This is a genomic window from Parafrankia irregularis (assembly GCF_001536285.1).
In the GTDB taxonomy this organism is placed as follows: Bacteria; Actinomycetota; Actinomycetes; order Frankiales; family Frankiaceae; genus Parafrankia; species Parafrankia irregularis.
On the sequence record NZ_FAOZ01000018.1, the window covers coordinates 15900 to 33824 of the forward strand.

Annotated in this window: 14 protein-coding genes; 4 read left to right on the plus strand and 10 right to left on the minus strand. The window is 67.9% G+C overall.

Features of this window, described 5'->3' with window-relative positions:
• Positions 1-240: 240 nt before the first annotated feature.
• The 5 genes from AWX74_RS23665 to AWX74_RS23685 all read right to left on the minus strand — a co-directional run bounded on the left by AWX74_RS23665 (position 241) and on the right by AWX74_RS23685 (position 7836).
• Positions 241-1380, minus strand: a complete 1140-nt coding sequence (locus AWX74_RS23665; RefSeq protein WP_091281069.1) for a lipocalin family protein — start codon at positions 1378-1380, stop codon at positions 241-243.
• Between the two features lie 548 nt (positions 1381-1928).
• Positions 1929-4292, minus strand: coding sequence for a LuxR C-terminal-related transcriptional regulator (locus tag AWX74_RS23670; protein WP_091281072.1), 2364 nt, complete (start codon positions 4290-4292; stop codon positions 1929-1931).
• Positions 4293-4658: 366 nt separating this feature from the next.
• Positions 4659-5738 carry an NAD(P)H-dependent amine dehydrogenase family protein gene (locus AWX74_RS23675; RefSeq protein ID WP_091281076.1) on the minus strand — a complete coding sequence of 360 codons (1080 nt, stop codon included), beginning with the start codon at positions 5736-5738 and terminating at the stop codon, positions 4659-4661.
• A 155-nt stretch (positions 5739-5893) separates the two neighbouring features.
• Positions 5894-6916, minus strand: coding sequence for an NAD(P)H-dependent amine dehydrogenase family protein (locus tag AWX74_RS23680; RefSeq protein WP_091281079.1), 1023 nt, complete (start codon positions 6914-6916; stop codon positions 5894-5896).
• Complete coding sequence (locus AWX74_RS23685) at positions 6913-7836, minus strand: SDR family NAD(P)-dependent oxidoreductase (RefSeq protein ID WP_091281371.1); 924 nt, start codon at positions 7834-7836, stop codon at positions 6913-6915. The genes AWX74_RS23680 and AWX74_RS23685 overlap by 4 nt, the downstream gene beginning before the upstream one ends.
• Positions 7837-8123: 287 nt before the next feature.
• On the opposite strand from AWX74_RS23685, the gene AWX74_RS23695 reads away from it, so the two are divergent.
• The gene (locus AWX74_RS23695) at positions 8124-8744 is read left to right on the plus strand and encodes a TetR/AcrR family transcriptional regulator (protein WP_207550401.1); all 621 of its coding nucleotides are present in this window, start codon (positions 8124-8126) and stop codon (positions 8742-8744) included.
• Positions 8745-8948: 204 nt separating this feature from the next.
• Complete coding sequence (locus AWX74_RS23700) at positions 8949-9767, plus strand: ABC transporter substrate-binding protein (protein ID WP_242666378.1); 819 nt, start codon at positions 8949-8951, stop codon at positions 9765-9767.
• A gap of 299 nt (positions 9768-10066) precedes the next feature.
• Here the strand turns inward: AWX74_RS23700 and AWX74_RS23705 are convergent, their stop codons facing one another.
• The gene (locus tag AWX74_RS23705; RefSeq protein WP_091281092.1) at positions 10067-11152 is read right to left on the minus strand and encodes a TIGR03857 family LLM class F420-dependent oxidoreductase; all 1086 of its coding nucleotides are present in this window, start codon (positions 11150-11152) and stop codon (positions 10067-10069) included.
• Positions 11153-11347: 195 nt separating this feature from the next.
• Here AWX74_RS23705 and AWX74_RS23710 point away from each other — a divergent pair, with 195 nt between their 5' ends.
• Entirely contained in the window at positions 11348-12562 is a 1215-nt protein-coding gene (locus AWX74_RS23710; RefSeq protein ID WP_091281096.1) for an amidohydrolase family protein, read from the plus strand.
• Positions 12563-12653: 91 nt separating this feature from the next.
• Here AWX74_RS23710 and AWX74_RS23715 read toward each other — a convergent pair whose 3' ends face one another.
• The gene (locus AWX74_RS23715) at positions 12654-13661 is read right to left on the minus strand and encodes a DUF2382 domain-containing protein (RefSeq protein WP_091281099.1); all 1008 of its coding nucleotides are present in this window, start codon (positions 13659-13661) and stop codon (positions 12654-12656) included.
• A 312-nt stretch (positions 13662-13973) separates the two neighbouring features.
• On the opposite strand from AWX74_RS23715, the gene AWX74_RS23720 reads away from it, so the two are divergent.
• Entirely contained in the window at positions 13974-15173 is a 1200-nt protein-coding gene (locus tag AWX74_RS23720; RefSeq protein WP_091281103.1) for a cytochrome P450, read from the plus strand.
• Here the strand turns inward: AWX74_RS23720 and AWX74_RS23725 are convergent.
• The 3 genes from AWX74_RS23725 to AWX74_RS23735 are packed head-to-tail and all read right to left on the minus strand — an operon-like array spanning position 15170 to position 17914.
• On the minus strand, positions 15170-16480 hold the full coding sequence (locus tag AWX74_RS23725; RefSeq protein WP_091281106.1) for a PIN-like domain-containing protein: 1311 nt from the start codon (positions 16478-16480) through the stop codon (positions 15170-15172). The two genes, AWX74_RS23720 and AWX74_RS23725, sit on opposite strands and share 4 nt — an antisense overlap.
• Positions 16477-16992 (minus strand): hypothetical protein, encoded by a 516-nt coding sequence (locus AWX74_RS23730; RefSeq protein ID WP_131799527.1) that lies wholly within the window; start codon positions 16990-16992, stop codon positions 16477-16479. The genes AWX74_RS23725 and AWX74_RS23730 overlap by 4 nt, the downstream gene beginning before the upstream one ends.
• Positions 16985-17914 (minus strand): ParA family protein, encoded by a 930-nt coding sequence (locus AWX74_RS23735; protein ID WP_165615760.1) that lies wholly within the window; start codon positions 17912-17914, stop codon positions 16985-16987. Before AWX74_RS23735 ends, AWX74_RS23730 begins: the two co-directional genes overlap by 8 nt.
• Between the last annotated feature and the right edge of the window lie 11 nt (positions 17915-17925).

Below are 17925 nucleotides of genomic sequence, written 5' to 3' on the forward strand. Positions count from 1 at the left end.
GCAGCCAGCGTCGCGCTGGTCGCGGACCACACCGCGTGGCAGCCGCATCGCGAACCCCAAGGCGATGGCGGACCCGTCACACGGGCCCGCCATCGCTTTGAGCTCTCCTCTGTGCCGAGGTGCCGGGGCTCCTTCACGGAGTCTGACGGCGCACTCCCCGGGCGACCGGGTGGCGGGTCCGCGATAGATCCCGCCACCCGGGTCAGAGAATTTTCCCGAGAAGGGGTTGCCGACGACCGGCTAAAGGCCCAGGAGATCTCCGACCTGCTCCCAGACATAGCCGTGGCCCGGCATCGCGATGAACGGAATGACCTCGGCGTAGGCCTGCCCGGTCACCGCCTGACCGTTGATCGTCCCGGACACGGTCGTGGTGCCCTCCCAGTACGACCCCACCGTGACGATGTCGCTGTAGACCTCCTGGTCAGGGAACTGCGACGTCACGGTCAGCGTGCCGCCCGGAACATTGACCTTCCAGTTCTGGGGATACACGATTCCGGTATGCGGACTGGTCCAGCTGCCGAGCGCCGTCTCGCTGAGCTGGCTCGCCGGCAGGTTCACGGTGCTGCCGTCGGGGTTGATGAGCGTACCGACCGTCTGGACGTAGTTGTGATTCTCGTCGCGGATGAAGTAAAGCATGTACTGGGTGTTGTTGGACAGCTGGATGCTGAACCACTCCCAGCCACCCTTGCCGGGGTTCCAGTTGCCCCACTGGTGGTCCATCCATGCCTTTCCGGTGACGTTCACCAGCAGGCCGTGGTCGAAGAGCTTCCCGGAGACGTCGAGGTTCGTCTGCGAGTAGTAGGCCGACTCACCGAACGGGCCGTAGGGAATCACACCCGAAGGTCCCCCGTGCAGCGCGGCCGGGGTGCTCTGCTTCAGCGTCAGCCCGCTGTACACATAGCTGAGGTCCGGGAATCCTCCCCAGATGTGGTTGACGCCGTTCTTCCCGTCCATGTGCACGCCACCGACGTCGAAGCTGAATCCGCCGCCGGCCGGGGTCTGGTCGTTCTGGATGCTGTAGATGTCCCGGTTCTGCTTGAAGGTCCCCCGGGTCAGGTCGGTGACCGACATGTTTACGTTGTAGATGACACCGGTCGGCGCGGTGTCGAGCCCGTCGTTACGGACGACCATGGTCTCGAACCCGTACGAGTGGCTCTTGCCGAAGACGTCCTTTCCGGTGAGGTGGCCGGTGAAGTACCACCACTCCATTCCGGCGTCCGGGTGGGCGGACTCGTCCGCCGGCAGCACCACCGGGGGTGTCGCCGCCGAGGCCACTGGCGCGTGCACCGCGGACAGCGCCAGGCTGGCCGCCGTGCCTAACACAAGCGCTGCGAGTCTTCGGAACCGTGGCCGGGCCCGGAAGCCCTTGGTCGACGTCATGACGTCGCTCCTTTCGTAAACTGCGGTCGTGCGACGAAGCGGTCGCCTCGCCGCCCGTCGGCGGCCTGTCCCCGGCTGCCGAGGTCCATAACAATCGGCGGCCGCCACCCGAAAAGGCGGAAACGCCGAGATGACATGTCACTGAGAGACCAAAGAATTTGTTTCGCCTGCCGGGAAGTACCCCGGCTCATCTCCGGTCGGCGGTGGCGCCGTGTTCGCGGGATCTCGACAACGACCGCCGGTCGGAAAGAACGTGATCGAAGGGCTGCGTGGCTCACTCCGACGCCGCCGCATCGGTGACTTCCGATACGTACGTCGTCCCGGCGTCCAAAATACGGACGACCCGGAGGTTTTGAACAGGAAACCGGCACTCAAGGCAACCGCAACGATCGCCTGGGCCAGCTGGTCGTGGGTGAATCGCGGAGTCCGGATGGCCGCCGCCGACATACGACGATCATCCGACGAGTGAACCTAGCCGAAATATCCAGAAGTTTCAAGCCGGGATCGGAGCCGATCCAAAACAGGCGCCGGTCCGCCGGCGGCTCCTGTCAGCTCGCCGTCGTCCTGGAGGCACCACCAAGCTGGTCGGCCAGCCACACGGTGACCTTCGCGCGGGAGTGGAAGCCAAGCTTGCTGAGGACCTGGTGGACATGCGACTCCGCGGTCCGCGGAGCGATCCGCAGCTCCGTCGCGATCTCCCTGTTGGTCCGCCCCAGGGCCAACAGGCCGACGACCTCCCGTTCGCGGCGGGTCAGCCCGGCGTCGGACAGCGGGCCCCTGTCGGCGATCCCGCTCGCGACACCAGGCGGGGTGCCTTCCTCGGGTTGGCCCAGAGCGCGGGAACAGGCTTCGGTCGGCGTCAGCTCGGCGCCGTGCGCCCGCGCCGCCTCGAACGGGCCGTCACCGAGTGACCGGAGGCAGTCCGCCTCACAGTCACTGCGAAAGCGGAACAGAGCGGGGAAGGCCGCGGTGGACGTCCCCATCCGCGACCACAGTCGATCCGCCGCACCGAGCAGTACGGCGGCCGTCACGTGCCGGCCGCGGCCCGCCTCGATCCAGGCGATGGTCTCCAGGCACAGTGCGAGGCTCAGCCGGTCGGACCGGCTGGCCGCGAAGGACAGCGCGTCCCGGGCGCTCGACACTGCGGCTTCCGCGTCACCCGAGCGCCATACGGCGAGCGCATAGGGCCAGGCCGTGTACAGGCGCAGCGCCGGCTCGCGACGGCGCACGGCCATCGCGCCGCACTCCGCGTGGTAACGCCCAGCCGCCGCGGGGGCGGGGCCGAGCGCCGCGGCCACGGTGAGCATCGCGAGGGTCTCCAGTTGGCGGTCGACGTCGCCGACCTGGCGAAACCGCTCCAATGCGAGTTCGAGGTGTTCTGTCGCCACGGACTGACCGGTGTACAGCGCCTCCATTCCGTCCAGCTGGGTGATCAGAGCGGCGGCCGAGACGTCATCGCTGCTGGCGGCCAGCTGGGCTCCCTCGCGCAGGATCGCCGCCGAGGCGACGGCGTCGCCCTGCAAGGTCGCCAGCCAGCCTGCCGCGTGCAAGGCCTGTAGACGATCCAGCGCCGTTCCGTCATCGACGTGCTGGAACCGCGCGAGCCAGGTCCGGCCCTCGTCGAACCGCCCGTCGGCCACCCAGTAGTAATGCAGCGACCGCGCCAGGGTGCGTCCTTGTGCGTGGTCATGCGCCTCGGCGCTGTAGGCCATCGCCCGCTGGAGGTTGGCGTGGTCGCGGCGCAGGCGGCGCAGCCACTGCCGTCGGTCGGTACCGAGCAGCCCGCCCTCCGCCCGTGTCGCGAGCTCGAGGAACCAGTCGCGGTGAGCCCGGCGCATCGCGGTGTCCTCGCCGCTTTCGCGCAGCTTCTCGTAGCCGTACTGGCGCAGCATCTCCAGGAGCCGGAAACGCGCCTTCCCGGAGCCCGGCTCGGGCATCAGGATGGACTTGTCCACCAGCGACAGGATCAGGTCGACCACAGGCTCAGGCAGTCCCGAACCGTGACAGACCCCCTCCACGGCATCAAGCTCGAAGCCGCCGGCGAACACCGACAGCCGCGCCCACAGGCGCTGTTCCGCACCGGTGCAGAGGTCGAAACTCCAGTCGATGCAGCCTCGGAGGGTGCGCCGCCGATCCGGCATCCGGCGGCCGTCGTGCCGCAGGACCCCACCTCCCTCGTGGAGTAGTCGCAGGATCTCGGCTGGCGACAACGCACGCAGCCTGACCGCCGCCAGCTCTATCGCGAGCGGTATCCCGTCGACCAGGCGGCAGATGTCCCCGATCGCGTCGCGGTCGTCCCGGGTGAGATCGACGCCTGACCGCACAGCGCGAGCCCGGTCCAGGAAGAGGGTGGCGGCGTCACCGCCGGACTCGCCCTGCTTCTCGATGCTGGACCGCTCCGGCACCGAGAACGGCGCCACCAGGTACGTGCACTCGCTCTCGACGCGCAGCGATTCCCGGCTCGTCGCGAGAACACGCAGTCGCGGGCACCCCCGCAGCAGACTGTCGACCAGATCCGCGCAGGCGTCCGCCAGATGCTCACAGTTGTCGAGAACGAGCAGCAGTCGCCGCTCGCGCAGGTGCCCCAACAACGTGTTCAGAACAGTCCGATCCGCTGGCGGTGAGCAGCCGAGCGTCGCCGCGAGCTGATGCGGGAGCAGGTCCGGATCACGCAGCTGGGCCAGTTCGACGAACCACACCCCGTCGGGAAACTCGCCGCGGACCTCCGCGGCGGTACGCAGGGCCAGCCGTGTCTTACCCACGCCTCCCACGCCCACGAGCGTCACCAGCCGAAACCGCCCGAGCCGCTGTCGTAGGTCGGCACGCTCCTGGCGCCGACCCACGAAGCTGGTCACTTCCGTGGGCAGGACGGCGCCGGGCAGCTGCGGTGACCCGGACACGGACGCGGTCATGGTCAGACTTTTCTGGGCGGTCGACGGGACGTCAAGTCAGACATCTCCGTAGTCCGTCTACGTAGTTCCACTGTGGACGGACCCGGGAAAACCGTCGATCCTTTCCCCGTGGCCGGGTCCGACATCCCGGCCGCTCCGCGCGTTCGAGGTGTGCGACGCGCGCACCAGGACCGACCCCGGGCACCCGGGCCCCGGTGCTCCGACGCGTCGCGCACCGAAACCGAAAGGAGGCCCAACCAGGCCACGGCCCGGGAGACGTCCGGTCCGGTTGTGGAATTCCTTGGCCGGGCCACCGCGCCGGCACCCACTGACACGACGGCAGGACAGCCAGCGCGGGGTCATGGTCGAGTCGCTACGACGATGTCCTCACGGCCGACTTCCCGGACTTTTCCGGTGCAGATGCGGTGGCTGCGCCACCGGGAGGTCCAGATGGGTCCGGATACCCGCGGGTGCGTCCACGACCGTGGGTATGGCGTTGACGGCGGACAACGCCGTCCAGATGCGCCCCCAGTAACCGATGTCGCCGTTCGGCCCGGGATCGGTCGGCTCGTAGTTCACCCGGAAGGATGGCAGACCGGTGAAGTACAGCGCGTATTTGCAGTCCTCGTACCCCCAGTCGGGGTCGGTCTCGTCATCCATCCGCCAGAAGGAGCGAAAGATCAGGACCGGCCGGCCGCCATTCCAGACCCGCCATTCGAGCCGCATTCCCGCGACACCACCCTTTGCGATCGATCCGGCTCGAACGGTGACATCGCGTCGGGCGACCGCGCTGTCCCAGACGAAGTCGTAGTCCTCCACGTCGATTCCCAGGCCTGCGGCCAGCAGGTGGATGGACTCCTTGAAGGTCCGGCCCATGGTGTCGAACATCCGCGGCGGGTTCGCCCTGAGATCGTCCGGATCGCGGCCGAAGCCGAGTCCGTCGAACATCATCGCGGCCGAGGGGTGGTTGCGGAAGTCGCCGACTTCCTGCACCACGAGCTCGTCGATGCGCGAGGCCAGCCGCGCGAAGGTCAGCGGCAGCAGATCGCCGGCGAACCCCGGATGAATGCCGGTGCCGAACAGCGACACGCCGCCCTCCTGGCAGGCGGCCTCCAGCCGCTCCCGCACCTTGTCGTCGAGCGCTGCGGGATAGGTGAAGCCGGAGGGGGTCACCAGGTTCTTTCCGCTGCGCAGAATGCGCGTGATCTCGTCGATGTCGACATACAGCGGCGCGTAGTTGACGCAGTCGGCGTCCAGCGCCAGCACCGCTTCGGCATCACAGGTGGCGAGCACTCCGACCGGGTCGACACCGGCCAGTTCACCGATGTCGCAACCGTCCTTCTCCGCGGAGGTGACGAAACACCCGACCACCTCGAAGGCCGGGTTCTCGACCATGTGCCTGATCGATATCTGTCCGACACTGCCCGTCGCCCACTGGATGACCCGCAGCGGCCGCCTCTCCGACACAGCGTTTCCCCTCTTTGCTCTGGTGCTCTCGGACGGCAGGGACCAGTCCCGCCGGCGGGGCACTTCCCTGCCGTCCGCCGGGCCGATGCCTTGGATGTGGTTCGGAGCCGGAGGTGGTTCGGCGCCTGAGCCGCACTCGGGGCCTGCGCCGTATCTCAGGGCCTGAGCTGGTGGGCGCCCCGGACGAACGGCAGCCCGGTGAGGTTCACGATGCCGGGTGGCGCCGCGCAGACCTGCGGGATGGCATTGACGGCGGGCAGCGCCGTGGTCACGGTGCCGTCGAGGTGGTCACCCTGGGGCTCGAGACGGACCCGGACACCGGGATCACCGTCAAGCTCGATGATGTAGCCATGGGTGACGGGCCAGTTCGGGGTCATGTCCTCGCCGAGCTTCCACACGAAGGAGCACTCGATGAGCGATCGGCCGTCCCGGTCGCCGGACACGGTGCCCTTGAAACCGGCGATGTGTCCCTTGCGGACGGTCATGAACCCGAAGTCGGTGTCCTCGTTGGCCGTGGCGAACTCCACCCGGAAACCGACCCTGTCGATACGGACACCGAGTTCCCTCGCGAGCACTGGGATCTGATCCTTGAACGACCCGCAGGACGCCTCACAGGCCACCGCGGCCGCGGGATCCTCGGGGGGCAGGTCGAAGCCCTGGGCGCGGAACATCTGTTCGTTGGCGTAACCGGCGATGTCGAGCGACTCCAGGATCGAGACCCGTTCGATGCGGCTGCACATCGCGCTGGCGGCGAGCGCGACGTTCGGCGCATGCCCCGGATAGATGCCGGAGGCGTAGAGCGACGAGCCGCCGCGCAGGCAGGCGTCCCGCAGCCGGTGGGTGGCCTCCTCCCCGTAGCCGAAGCCGGCCATCATGTACATCGTCGAGACCACGTTGACGCCGGATTCGAGGATCCGTTCCAGGTGGTCGAAGTTCGGCCGGTAGGCCATGTACGAGACGCAGTCGGGCTCCAGCGCGACGAGCGCCTCGACGTCATCGGTGGCCAGCACTCCGATCGGGTCGAGGCCGCACAGCTCTCCGACGTCCCGGCCGACCTTGTCCGGTGCGTGGGCGTAGCAGCCGACCAGGTCGAGGACGGGGTGGCCGACCATGCCACGGACCGCGGCACGCCCGGTCTTACCGGTCGTCCACTGGACGACGCGCAGCCGCCGGCTCATCGGGCGATCCGGTCCGGTCGCCGGGTCGAGGTCTCCTGCAGCGCACGCCAGACCCCGGTCGCATCCGCCCGCGACAGGCCGAAGCACCTGCGCGACACGAACTCGTCGTCGGAATGCGTGTAGGCCACCGGCCCGTGGGCGAGCCCCTCGTACGACGCGGTCGCGACCTCCTCCGGCGAACTCGGACGCATCAGGCGTGACCGGGCCCGGTCGAGCGGGTCGTCGGTGTCCGTGCGGTTGCACAGGTCGGGATCGAGCGTCTCCTGGAAGGCGTCGTAGTTCGGCGACGAGGTCGCTCCGACGAACACGTTGACCGCGTCCACACCGCGGTCCGCGAGTTCCGTCCACAGCGACTCGGTGAGGATCCACTCGAAGGCCTTGCCCGCGTTGTAGGTGCTGAAGTTCACCGCGCCCTGGGTGCCACCCATCGAGCTGATCATGACGATCCCGCCGCGGCCCCGCTCCGCCAGCCGGCGTCCGAAGTGGTGCGAGAGGATCACCGGCGTCCGACAGTTCACGTCGACGCTGAGCAGGTGCAGGTCCAGGTCGCCGTCGATGAAACGGCTGTTCGGGCCGACCGCGGCGTTGTAGACGAGCAGGCCGACATCGAGATCCGCGGTCGCGTCCGCGAGGATCTCGCCGATGTCGGGTGACGCGAGGTCCGCCGCGACCGTGCGCACCTCGCGACCGTGCCGCGCGGCCACCTCCGATGCGGTCGCTTCCAGCTTCTCCTTGCCACGAGCCACCAGGACGACGTTCAGCCCACGCTCGGCCGCTTCCATGGACAGTGCGCGGCCGATTCCCATCGACGCGCCAGCCACGACCGCCCACGGCCCGTACCTGCCGGCGAAGTCCTTGCTCGCGACGGCGCCGTCCGCCGCATCGCCGTTTCCCGGGCCATGCCCCGACACCACAGTCATCCCGTTCCTCTCGACGTCCACCGCGGCCGGGAGATCCGCACAGCCGCACCATCCGGGTCCACCTACGACCCCGAGGGCGTAAACATAAAACATGCAATGTTATTGGGCAAGACACCTGTACGGCTCCCGACGCGGTGGGGGCGACCTCGTACGATGGCCGCTGTGCCCCTGGATCACCCCGCGCTCATGAGAAGCCCGGCCTGCCCGACCAGGAAGCACCGACGTCGTCCGGCCGGCCGCGACCGGAACGGCCGACGGCACACGACACGGCGATCAGGCCAGCCGAGGTGACCAGGCCAGCCAAGGCGACCAGGCCCAGTGGGCCGACCCAGCGAACCCAGGTTCGTGGCGACCGCACCCGATCGATGATCATCGACGAGACGGTGCGCTGTGTGCGCGAGGAGGGCTTCGGCGCCGCCAGCGCCCGGCACATCGCGGAACGCGCGGGCGTCACCTGGGGGGTGATCCAGTATCACTTCGGTGACCGGGACGGTCTTTTCAGCGCCGTCGTGGAGAGCGGGTACCAGCAGCTGCGTGCGAGCGTCGAATCGGCGCAGCTACCCGTGACAGGTACGACCCGAGAACGCGTCAGCGCTCTCGTCGACGCCGCCTGGGCGGCGTTCTCCGCGCCGACATCCATGGCCAGCCTCGAGATCTCGATCGCCACGCGGGTCGACCGTTCCGCCAGCCAGGCCGCCTACCTTGAGAGCGTCGCCGGCCAACTCCACCAGCTCGGCGGCCGCCTGACGGACGGACCTGACGACCGCCTCGGCGACCTCGTCTGGGCAGCCCTGCGCGGCCTCGTGCTGCGGCAGATGGTCGTTCGCGAGCACCTTGACTTCGCCGACGATCGAGCCCTTCTCGTCGATGTACTCGTCGCCTACCTCGACGCGAGACACACCACCTGATCTCCTTCCAGGCGTGTAACACGGAGGATTCCCACTACACGCAAGCCGGCAGCCGGCTCGCGCAGTCGAGGTTCGTGGCCGGCGCCCGGACCCCCTGCCGATCCGAGGACCAGGGCGTCCTCCGGCGGCTTCGATGCCCCGGCCCGGGCGGGGCCGCGAACAGCCTCACCCGGGCGGACCGCCGGCGCATTCTGCATCGAGTGCGTGCAGACGTACTGGTCCTACATCGCCAAGCTCGCCGGAGCCACGAAGATCGCGGCGATCGGGCTCGGCGTGAATCCGGCGTCCAAGAACTGCGCGAACGGCGTCGTCAAATCCATCGAGAAGCAGGGTGGAGCCTTCGGTCAGAAGGTCGTCTACCTCAACGACGGCCTGCCCTTCGGCCTCCCGAACGGCGTCGGCCCCGAGGTGACGGCCATGAAGAAGGCCGGCGTCCAGCTCGTGATCGGCTGCGTCGACTCCAATTCCATGAAGACCTTCTCCCAGGAGATGCGGCGCCAGGGCGTCGGAGACGTCACCATGGTCCACCAGAACACCTACGATCAGAGGTTCGTCGCCGAGAGCGGCGATCTCTTCGAAGGCGACTACGTACTGGCCCGGTTCCGCCCCTCCGAGGCCGACGCCGGCTCCTCCGCACTGACGAACTTCTTCACCTGGATGGACGGGGCCAAGGCCGAGCACACTGAATACGCCATGCTCGGCTGGATCGACGCCGATCTCGCCTATCAGGGGATCAAGGCAGCCGGCGAATCCTTCACCCGTGAGTCCGTCATCACCGCCACGAACCAACTGACCGCCTACAGCGCGGACGGCCTCATCGACCCCATCGACTGGAGCCGTCAACATGTACCGCCCACGGACGAAGATCCCGTCACCCACGGCAACAAGCAGGAGTGCATCTCTCTCGTCCAGGTCCACGGCGGAAAGTTCAAAGCCGTCGGCGATCCCGCGAAGCCGTTCATCTGCTGGCCGGTGACGAAGGACCGCGCCTGGTCCGAGCCCACCTTCGTCGAGCTGAAGTAACGCCTCGCCAGCTCGCCGGTGGGCCGTACGCAGCCCACCGGCGAGGTCAGGCCCGACCGAGCGAGGTCCGGCCACTCGCCCGTGAACCGCTACTCGTGCGTGAACCTCGATTCCCGACGAGCGACAAACGCCGCAGCCCCTCCAGCAGGCGGACGACACCCGCAGAAAGATCGAAAATCTATCTAGATATTTTGCGGATGTCGAGTGGCACCGCTGATCGCACCCGGGCCGACGCGCCGTACATCAGTGTGGACCTCATCAGGATCAATGCTTGTGGAAGTACGGTGCCGCCGGCCTGTCTAGGACAGCCGGCCGGGGTTCGCGGGCAGGCCACGCGCCGACGGCGGCCGGATCCCGCGATAGGCCTCGACCACCGGAGCGACCTCGTCCGGCGAGACGCCGTGCAGGATCACACCGGTGGCCCCCAGCTCGAACTGGCGGGCCACGGCCGCAGCGCACTGCTCGGCCGTCCCCGTCGCGCTCGCCGCCAGCCATTCCGCCGGGATCAGCGTGGCGAGATGCTCCAGCTGCCGTTCGTCGGCCCTCGCGTCGAACGCGCCCTGGAAACCCTGGACGAACTCGTCGGCCCGGAACCGGGCGAGCACCGCCGGATCCCAGTCGTTGACCCGCACCAGGATGTCGCCGTAGCCCAGCAGGTAGGTGGCCAACCGCCCGACGGTGCGCCGCAGCATCTGGTCCGGTGGGATGTGATCACCGACGACGGCCAGCACCGACCAGACCCGGACGCTGTCCGGGTCCCGTCCCGCCGCCTTCGCTCCCCGGCGCACCGCCTCCACGGACTCCGTCAGCGCGACGTCCGAGAAGAAGGTGTGCAGCACGACGCCGTCCAGGCAGCGCCCGGCGAGCTCCAGGCTGCGCGGTCCGAGCGCGGCGAGCATGAGCGGGATGTCCTCGTCGAAGTCCGGGTCCTGCTGCAGGTACGGGTACTTCCCGGCCGGGCCGTCGTGGCCGAGGATCATCTCTCCTCGCCACAGCCGGCGCATGAGCCCGGCGAAGTCCTCGATCTGGGCGCTGGTCACCGGGCTGAGCCCGACCGCGGACCAGAACCGGTCGAAGCCCCGGCCCAGCCCGAGCGCGAACCTCCCACCGGTGAGGCGGTGCATGGTCGTCGCGAAGGTCGCGGTGACCAGCGGATGGCGGGTGTGGTGGTTGGTCGCCGCCGTGGCGATCCCGAGCGTCTCGGTGAGGGCGCCGGCCGCACCCGACAGCACGGCCGCGTCCTTCGTCGAGAAGCGCTCGGAGACGAACGTGGCGCCAAGACCCAGCCGCTCGCCGGCCAGGACCTCCGTGACCAGGTCACGGGGCGTGCCGGAATGCCCGGGCAGGGTGTAGAAGCCAAGCTCCGTGAGCTGGTCGGTCGTCATGGGCGGTCTCCCTCACAGCGGCCCGGCTCGGGGGTGGCCCGGCTCACACCGAAGCCGGCAAGCCGGAGGACCTCAATACATCTAGATATCTCGACGTCCCCTGGGGTATAACCCGAAGAGGGCACTGTGGGCAAGACCCGTGGCCCTCCGGTCCGCGAAAGCGCCACTTCCCTCTACGCACCCAGGATGTCCAGGATGACCACCAGCAAGGATCTCGGCTTTCCGGTCTTCGACGCGGATCACCACCTGTACGAGACGGAGGACGCCTTCACCCGGCACCTGCCGGCGCGGCACAAGGACCTGTTCCGCTTCGTCGAGCTCGGCGGCCGCAAGAAGCTGGTCGTGCGCAACACCCTCACCGAGTTCATCCCCAACCCGACCTTCGAGGTCGTCGCCGCCCCCGGCGCACACATGGCGTTCTACTCGGGCAACAACCCCGAGGGCAGGTCCCTGCGGGAGCTCAGCGGCAAGCCCATCCGGCCGCTCCCCGCGTTCCGCGAACCAGCGGCGCGCCTCGCCCTGCTCGACGAACAGGGCGTCGCGGCCTGCCTGCTGTTCCCGACCCTGGCCAGCCTCATCGAAGAACGGCTGCGCGACGACCCGGCGCTCACTCAGATCGCGATCCGGGCCTTCAACGACTGGCTGTACGACGACTGGACGTACAGCTACGCCGACCGGATCCTCACCACCCCGATCATCTCCCCCTGCGACGTCGAGGGCGGCATCACCGAGCTCGAACGTGTCCTGGAGCGCGGCGCCCGCGCGATCCTGGTCCGTCCGGCACCGGTCGCCGGCCTGCGTGGCCTGCGCTCACCGTTCCTGCCGGAGTTCGACCCCTTCTGGGCCCGGGTCCAGGAAGCCGGCGTGCTGGTCGCCCTGCACGCCTCCGACAGCGGCTACCAGGACTACCTCAACACCTGGGAAGGCAACACCGGCGAGTACGTCGCCTTCAAGCCCAAGACCTTCGCCTACGTCGCCGACGGCGGCCGCACCATCCAGGACACCCTCGCCTCCGCCATCTGCCACGGGATGCTCGACCGCTTCCCCGGTGTCCGCCTCATCAGCGTCGAGAACGGCGGCAGCTGGGTGGGGCTGCTGGCCAGGAACCTCGAGCTCGCCTGGAAGAAGATGCCGCGGGAGTTTCCCACCCACCCCATCGAGGTCCTGCGGCGCAACATCTGGATCAATCCGTTCTGGGAGGACTCCCTCGACGGCCTCATCAGCCTCATGGGCGCCGACCGGGTCTGCTTCGGCTCCGACTACCCCCACCCCGAAGGCCTCGCCGAACCCCTCTCGTTCGCCGACGAGCTCGGGGACCGGACCCCGGCCGAGATAGAGAAGATCATGTCCGCCAACATGTTCGACCTGCTCGGGCTCAAGCGCCCGGCACCGGCCACAGCTCAGGCCTGACAACCCGGCGGCGTGACGCGACACAGTCCGGCGGCGTGACACAGCCGTCGCCGCCCCCGCTCCCGGGCGGTGGCGGCGACGGTCTCCGGCTTCAGGGCCGGCGAGGCCTCTGCTCGCCGCTGCGACCCTGACTTTCGTCGACGTCCATGTTGATTTCCTCGTGGCGCAACTGCTCCTCTATCTGCCGCTCCTCGGTTACCCGCTCGGTGGTCAGCCGTACACGTTCGACCGGCACGGTCTCCTTCTGGATGACGGGCCGCTCCGCGTGCAGCGTCACCTCCTGATCCTGTTCGGTCAGCTCGGGCCTGGTGCGTATCGCGGCCCGGTCGGCATCCGTGATGGTCTCGCGTTCGAGCCGCACCTCCTCGTGGCTGAACGGAACGGATTTGCGAACGTTCTCGGTCACCACGTACTTGTGCAGCCGAGCCCGACCGGTCTCGACGGTCTCGGTGCTGATCCGGAGGCGCTCCTCCGAGCGGGTCATCTCACCTTCGGCACCACGGACCGGTGCGCCGCGTTCCCGCTCGTCGGGCGCTCTGCCCTGGGCGGCGCCGGCCCGCTGGTCTGTCGCCGATGTCGCCTGCCGGGAAGCTCGCTGCTCCTTCTCCATGCCTCGCTGCCCAGCGGTCCGCTCATCCGCCGCCATGGTTCGCTGGCCCGTCGCACTCTCGTCCGCTTCCACGGTTCGCTGGTCGGCCCGTTCACTGCCCGCGAAGGTTCCGCCCATAGTGCCGGCCGCGGCACCGGCCGCCGTTCCAGCGGCGGAACCCCGGACTGTCCTGCCGGTGCCGAAGCCGTAGTAGGCGTTGATCTCCTCCTGTTTGCGCGGCGAGATGTCCTCACCGGAATCGATCCTCGGCGCGTCCTTCACCTGCTCCCTGGTCAGGGGCACAGCGAGCTTGTCCCCCTGGACGGAGGCCTTGTCCAGCGGCACGACCGTCGTCTTCGTCCCGAACAGCCCGGTGTGCACGGCGGCATAGGCGGGGCGCTCGGTGTTGGACGGCTCGACGTAGAGAGTCGAGATCGTCCCGATCTTCTCCCCGTCGCGGCCGACGACGGTACGGCCCGGCCAGCGGTCGAATTCGGTGAGCGCAGGCATGCGATCCCCTTCTCCTGATTAGTCCGGTCACTGATGTTCGTTTTCCCGCCGGGGCTCCTCTAATACGTCCCCCGGCAAGATAGTCGGCCACGGACAACAGCACGCGAAACGGATTTTCGGGCGTCGGGTGCACCAAAACTATTAATCGCCGACGCGCCACTCGGGGCGGCGAGCCTGCTGCCGCTCGTAGTTGGCCCGCCGCCACTCAGGGCCGGCCGGCCGCCACTCGATGTTGACAGCAGCCCCCACCGATAGTTTGAATCACTGTTCAAACTTTGACCGCGAAATGCGGCCATGTCAGGAGGTGTCCGAGTGAGCGACTCGAGCCCGGTGTACTGGGATCCGTTCGACCGTGAGATCGCGCGCGACCCGTACCCGGTCTACCGGCGGCTGCGGGCCGAGGCCCCGCTCTGGTACAACGACCGCCACGACTTCTGGGTCCTCAGCCGCTGGGACGACGTCAACGGCGGGCTGGTCGACTGGGCCACCTACTCCTCCGCCAAAGGACCGATCCTCGAGGTCATCAAGGCCGACATCGAGATCCCGCCGGGCACGTTACTCATGGAGGATCCGCCCATCCACGACATCTACCGACGGCTGCTCGCGCGGGTGTTCACGCCGCGCCGGGTGCTCTCGCTGGAGCCCGAGATCCGGGAGTACTGCGTCCGCTGCCTCGACCGGCTCGACGGCGCCGACCGGTTCGACCTGATGACCGAGTTCGCAAACGAGGTGCCCATGCGGGTCATCGGCATGCTCCTCGGCATCCCCGAAGCCGACCAGCTGACCGTCCGCGAGCGCGCCGACGCCAAGCTGCGCACCGAGCCCGGCCAGCAGATGAAGGTGTCGGCCGGCGCGCTCATGGACACCGACATCTTCGCCGACTACATCGACTGGCGCGCCGAGCATCCCTCCGACGACCTGATGACCGAACTCCTGCGCGCCGAGTTCGTCGACGAGAAGGGCGTCACCCGCACCCTCACCCGCGAGGAGATCCTGACCTACGTCACCGTCCTGGCCGGGGCCGGGAACGAGACCACCGCCCGCCTGATCGGTTGGCTCGCCGCCCTGCTCGACCGTCACCCCGACCAGCGCGCCGATCTCGTCGCGAACCGGGACCTGATCCCGAACACCATCGAGGAGACGCTGCGCTTCGAGCCCACCGGACACGCCATCGCCCGCTATGTCACACGCGACGTAGAGCTACACGGCCAGACCGTCCCGGCGGGCAGCGCGATGATGCTGCTCGTCGCCTCCGCCAACCGCGACGAGCAGCGGTGGAGCGCCGGCGAACGCTACGACATCCGCCGCAAGATCGACCAGCACATCACCTTCGGGCTCGGTACCCACTACTGCCTGGGCGCCGCCCTGGCGAGACTCGAGGGCCGCATCGCCCTCGACGAGCTCCTCAACCGCTTCCCGGCATGGGAAGTCGACTGGGACAACACCGCGTTGTCCTCCACCTCGACCATGCGCGGCTGGGAATCCCTGCCCATCACCGTCGGCGGCGACTAGGCCGGAGCGTCCTGCGGATCCGCCCATTCCAGGACGAGCGGCAGAGCTGACCTCGGCACGGAGAAGCCGGTGGCCAGCCCCACGGTCTCATCGTCGTAGACCGCCTGAAGCAGGTCATCGACCCCGCCGGGGATCAGACCCCTGTCCTGGAAGGCCTGGACGATGCGGCGCACGGGACGCGTGAATCCGCGGAGACTGCGAGTCGAGTCGTAGTTTCCAATCCGGTAGACGTCGTCCCGGTTGATGAAACCACCCAGTTCAGCGGCACGTCGCAAAACCTGCGCCTGGACCGGAGCCTCCTCGGACAGCCGATCGAGAACAGCCGCGACGGCCTCCGCCGCCCACTCGTCGCCGGCCTGCTTCGCAACCTCGAACTGTTGGACTCGTTCGACGTTCTCCAGAGAGGATTCCGATACGTCGACGTTGAGGAGGCTCCGCGCGCGTTCCAGGAGGCCGTCCGGCTGCATCATGAACAGAGCGCGCCCGGTCTGCTGCCGCATCTCCCGGACCAGCTCGGGTCGCGGACCTCGGGGAGCCTCCCCGACCCGCCGCCACCAGTCCTCCTTGACGTCGCTGGTGACGAAAAGTGCATTGCAGTCGCGCCGCTTCGCCTCCTCGAGGAGCTCACACCAGAGCAGAAAATCCCCGACAGGCCCGTTTCCTGGCTTCCCCTTGTCCTTGTATCCGGGTGGTATTTCCTGTGCAACGCGCTCATGGCCGGTTGCGATCCTGGCCTCCAGCACGTCCTGGGTCGGCTTCGCGCCCACCTTCCCCGCGAGGATGTCTGCGAGGGCGGTCACGACCGGGTCGCCTGCGGAGTCCTCGAGGTACCTCGTCCCGCCACCGTCGTCGAACTCTCCAATGCGTTCGATCGCAGCGTCGAAGGCAGCTTCGATACCGGCTCGCAGATCTTCTGCCGTACCAGGGGAAAGAGATCTCTCCCGCGCCCACTCGCTGATCATCTTCTCGGCACGGGCCTGTAGTTTGTCGAGCTCCGTGGTGAGCGCAAGGGTACCCCTCGGATCACGCAGCACACTGTCACGTACGCTCCAGAACTCGCTTATCACCTGGTGCGGAACCCAAAGGCTGCTGCCGAGGTTCTGGAGCACACTGAGGAGGCTGTCACGGGCTTCGGAGCTGTACCGGTAGAGATTGAGGAGAACGTTCGTGTCCGGCACCACGAGCCCGGCAGAAAAAACGAATCGAAAGTCGTCGTCGGATGGAGTCCGAAAGGCCTCGAAGCCGTCGAAGAGACCGCAGCTCAGCCGCTGGTCGAGTTGACCGCCAGGTGCTGTGGTCACTGTCATCCCGCCGTATCCCCCCGTATGGCGCGTGCTGTCAGCACGGCCCCCAGTGTGCCGTCGACAACCTTGCGGATGATGTCGGGCCGGCGATCCTTCGCGGACAGTCGAACGCCCAGTTCGCCCGCCAGGCCGCGCAGCACCGCCACCGTTCCGAGAGTTCCGACATAGCTCGCCGCTTCCTCACGGCTCGCCATGGTCATGATTGTCGCCCGGATGGATTCCGCGTCGATCTCGCGGCCGGCCCTGGCCACACCGCGGGCCGTCGAGCCTGCCTCCGGGGCAGGCGACCCGACCAGGGTCTCCTGGCTGCTGCGTACCCCGGCCCGCAGCCCCAGATCAGGGGATTCCAGCGGGTGCGGCGCGGCACCGGTGTCCGCAACGGCGGCGGTGGTCACGACCGCCAGTCGGCAGCGGCCAGCCACCAGATCACGGATCTGTGCCGGGTCGAGCCGCTCCAACAGCCTGGAAACCTGATGCAGCAGCAGGCTCGCCACTTCGGCGGACGTGTCAGACATGACTGCCACCCTGTATTCTCGAGACGATCTCGGTGACCAGCTCGCGCATCTCGGCCACATTCTTCTCGGGCGCCCGGTGGGAGAGCACCAGCGGAAGTCCCTCACTGGCCGACTCCGCATAGAATCGGTGACTCTCCCGAACCAGGTTGTTAAATCTCGGGATGCCGGCGCGCGGCAGATCAATGAAATTCTGTTCGGCAAGCACGGGCCCGTTCGCCTGATAGCGGACCATCGTGAAGATGATACCAAGGACCTGCGCCGCCACACGGTCATCAGGCACCACCGAACGAGCCCTGCCAGCCACGCCGTTGTACGCGCCCCGGAAGTGGTTGAATCGATCGACGAAATGCTCGATCGCAACGGTCGACAATTCGTCCGGCCTTGCCGGAACCAGAATGAACTGACTGGCGAGGATAGCCGATCGAGTAAGCATCCCGAAACTGGGTGGGCAGTCGACGAGAACAAGTTCGTAGGTGTCCGGGGGTATCCCCCTGAAGGCGTCACGAAGTCGCCCGAAGACCCGAAGGTAGTTCCGGCGGTCGCGAGCCCCGTTCTCCTTGCTCGCGGCGACCACCAGCTCCTCCTCGACCTCGCTGAGCGTCAGGTCCGAGGCCATGACATCGAGGCGTCCGCTCGAACCGATGTAGAAGTTGGCTCGTTGCGGGCTGTCAACAAGCTCGAGCGGGTTGCGGAGTTCTCCGCGTGGCTGCCAGGACTGGAACCAGTGCTTGACCGTCCGATGCGGCTGAAGGTACTGGCGCCAATGCTCGGGCTTGTAGAAGGACAGCGTCAGGCTGGCCTGCGGGTCGAGATCGACGAGTAGCACCCGATTGCCGCGCCGTGCGAGCTCGGCGCCGATATTGGCGGTGAGCGTGGTCTTCCCGACGCCACCCTTGTAGTTCACTACCGAGACGACCTGCACCGTTCCCCCTC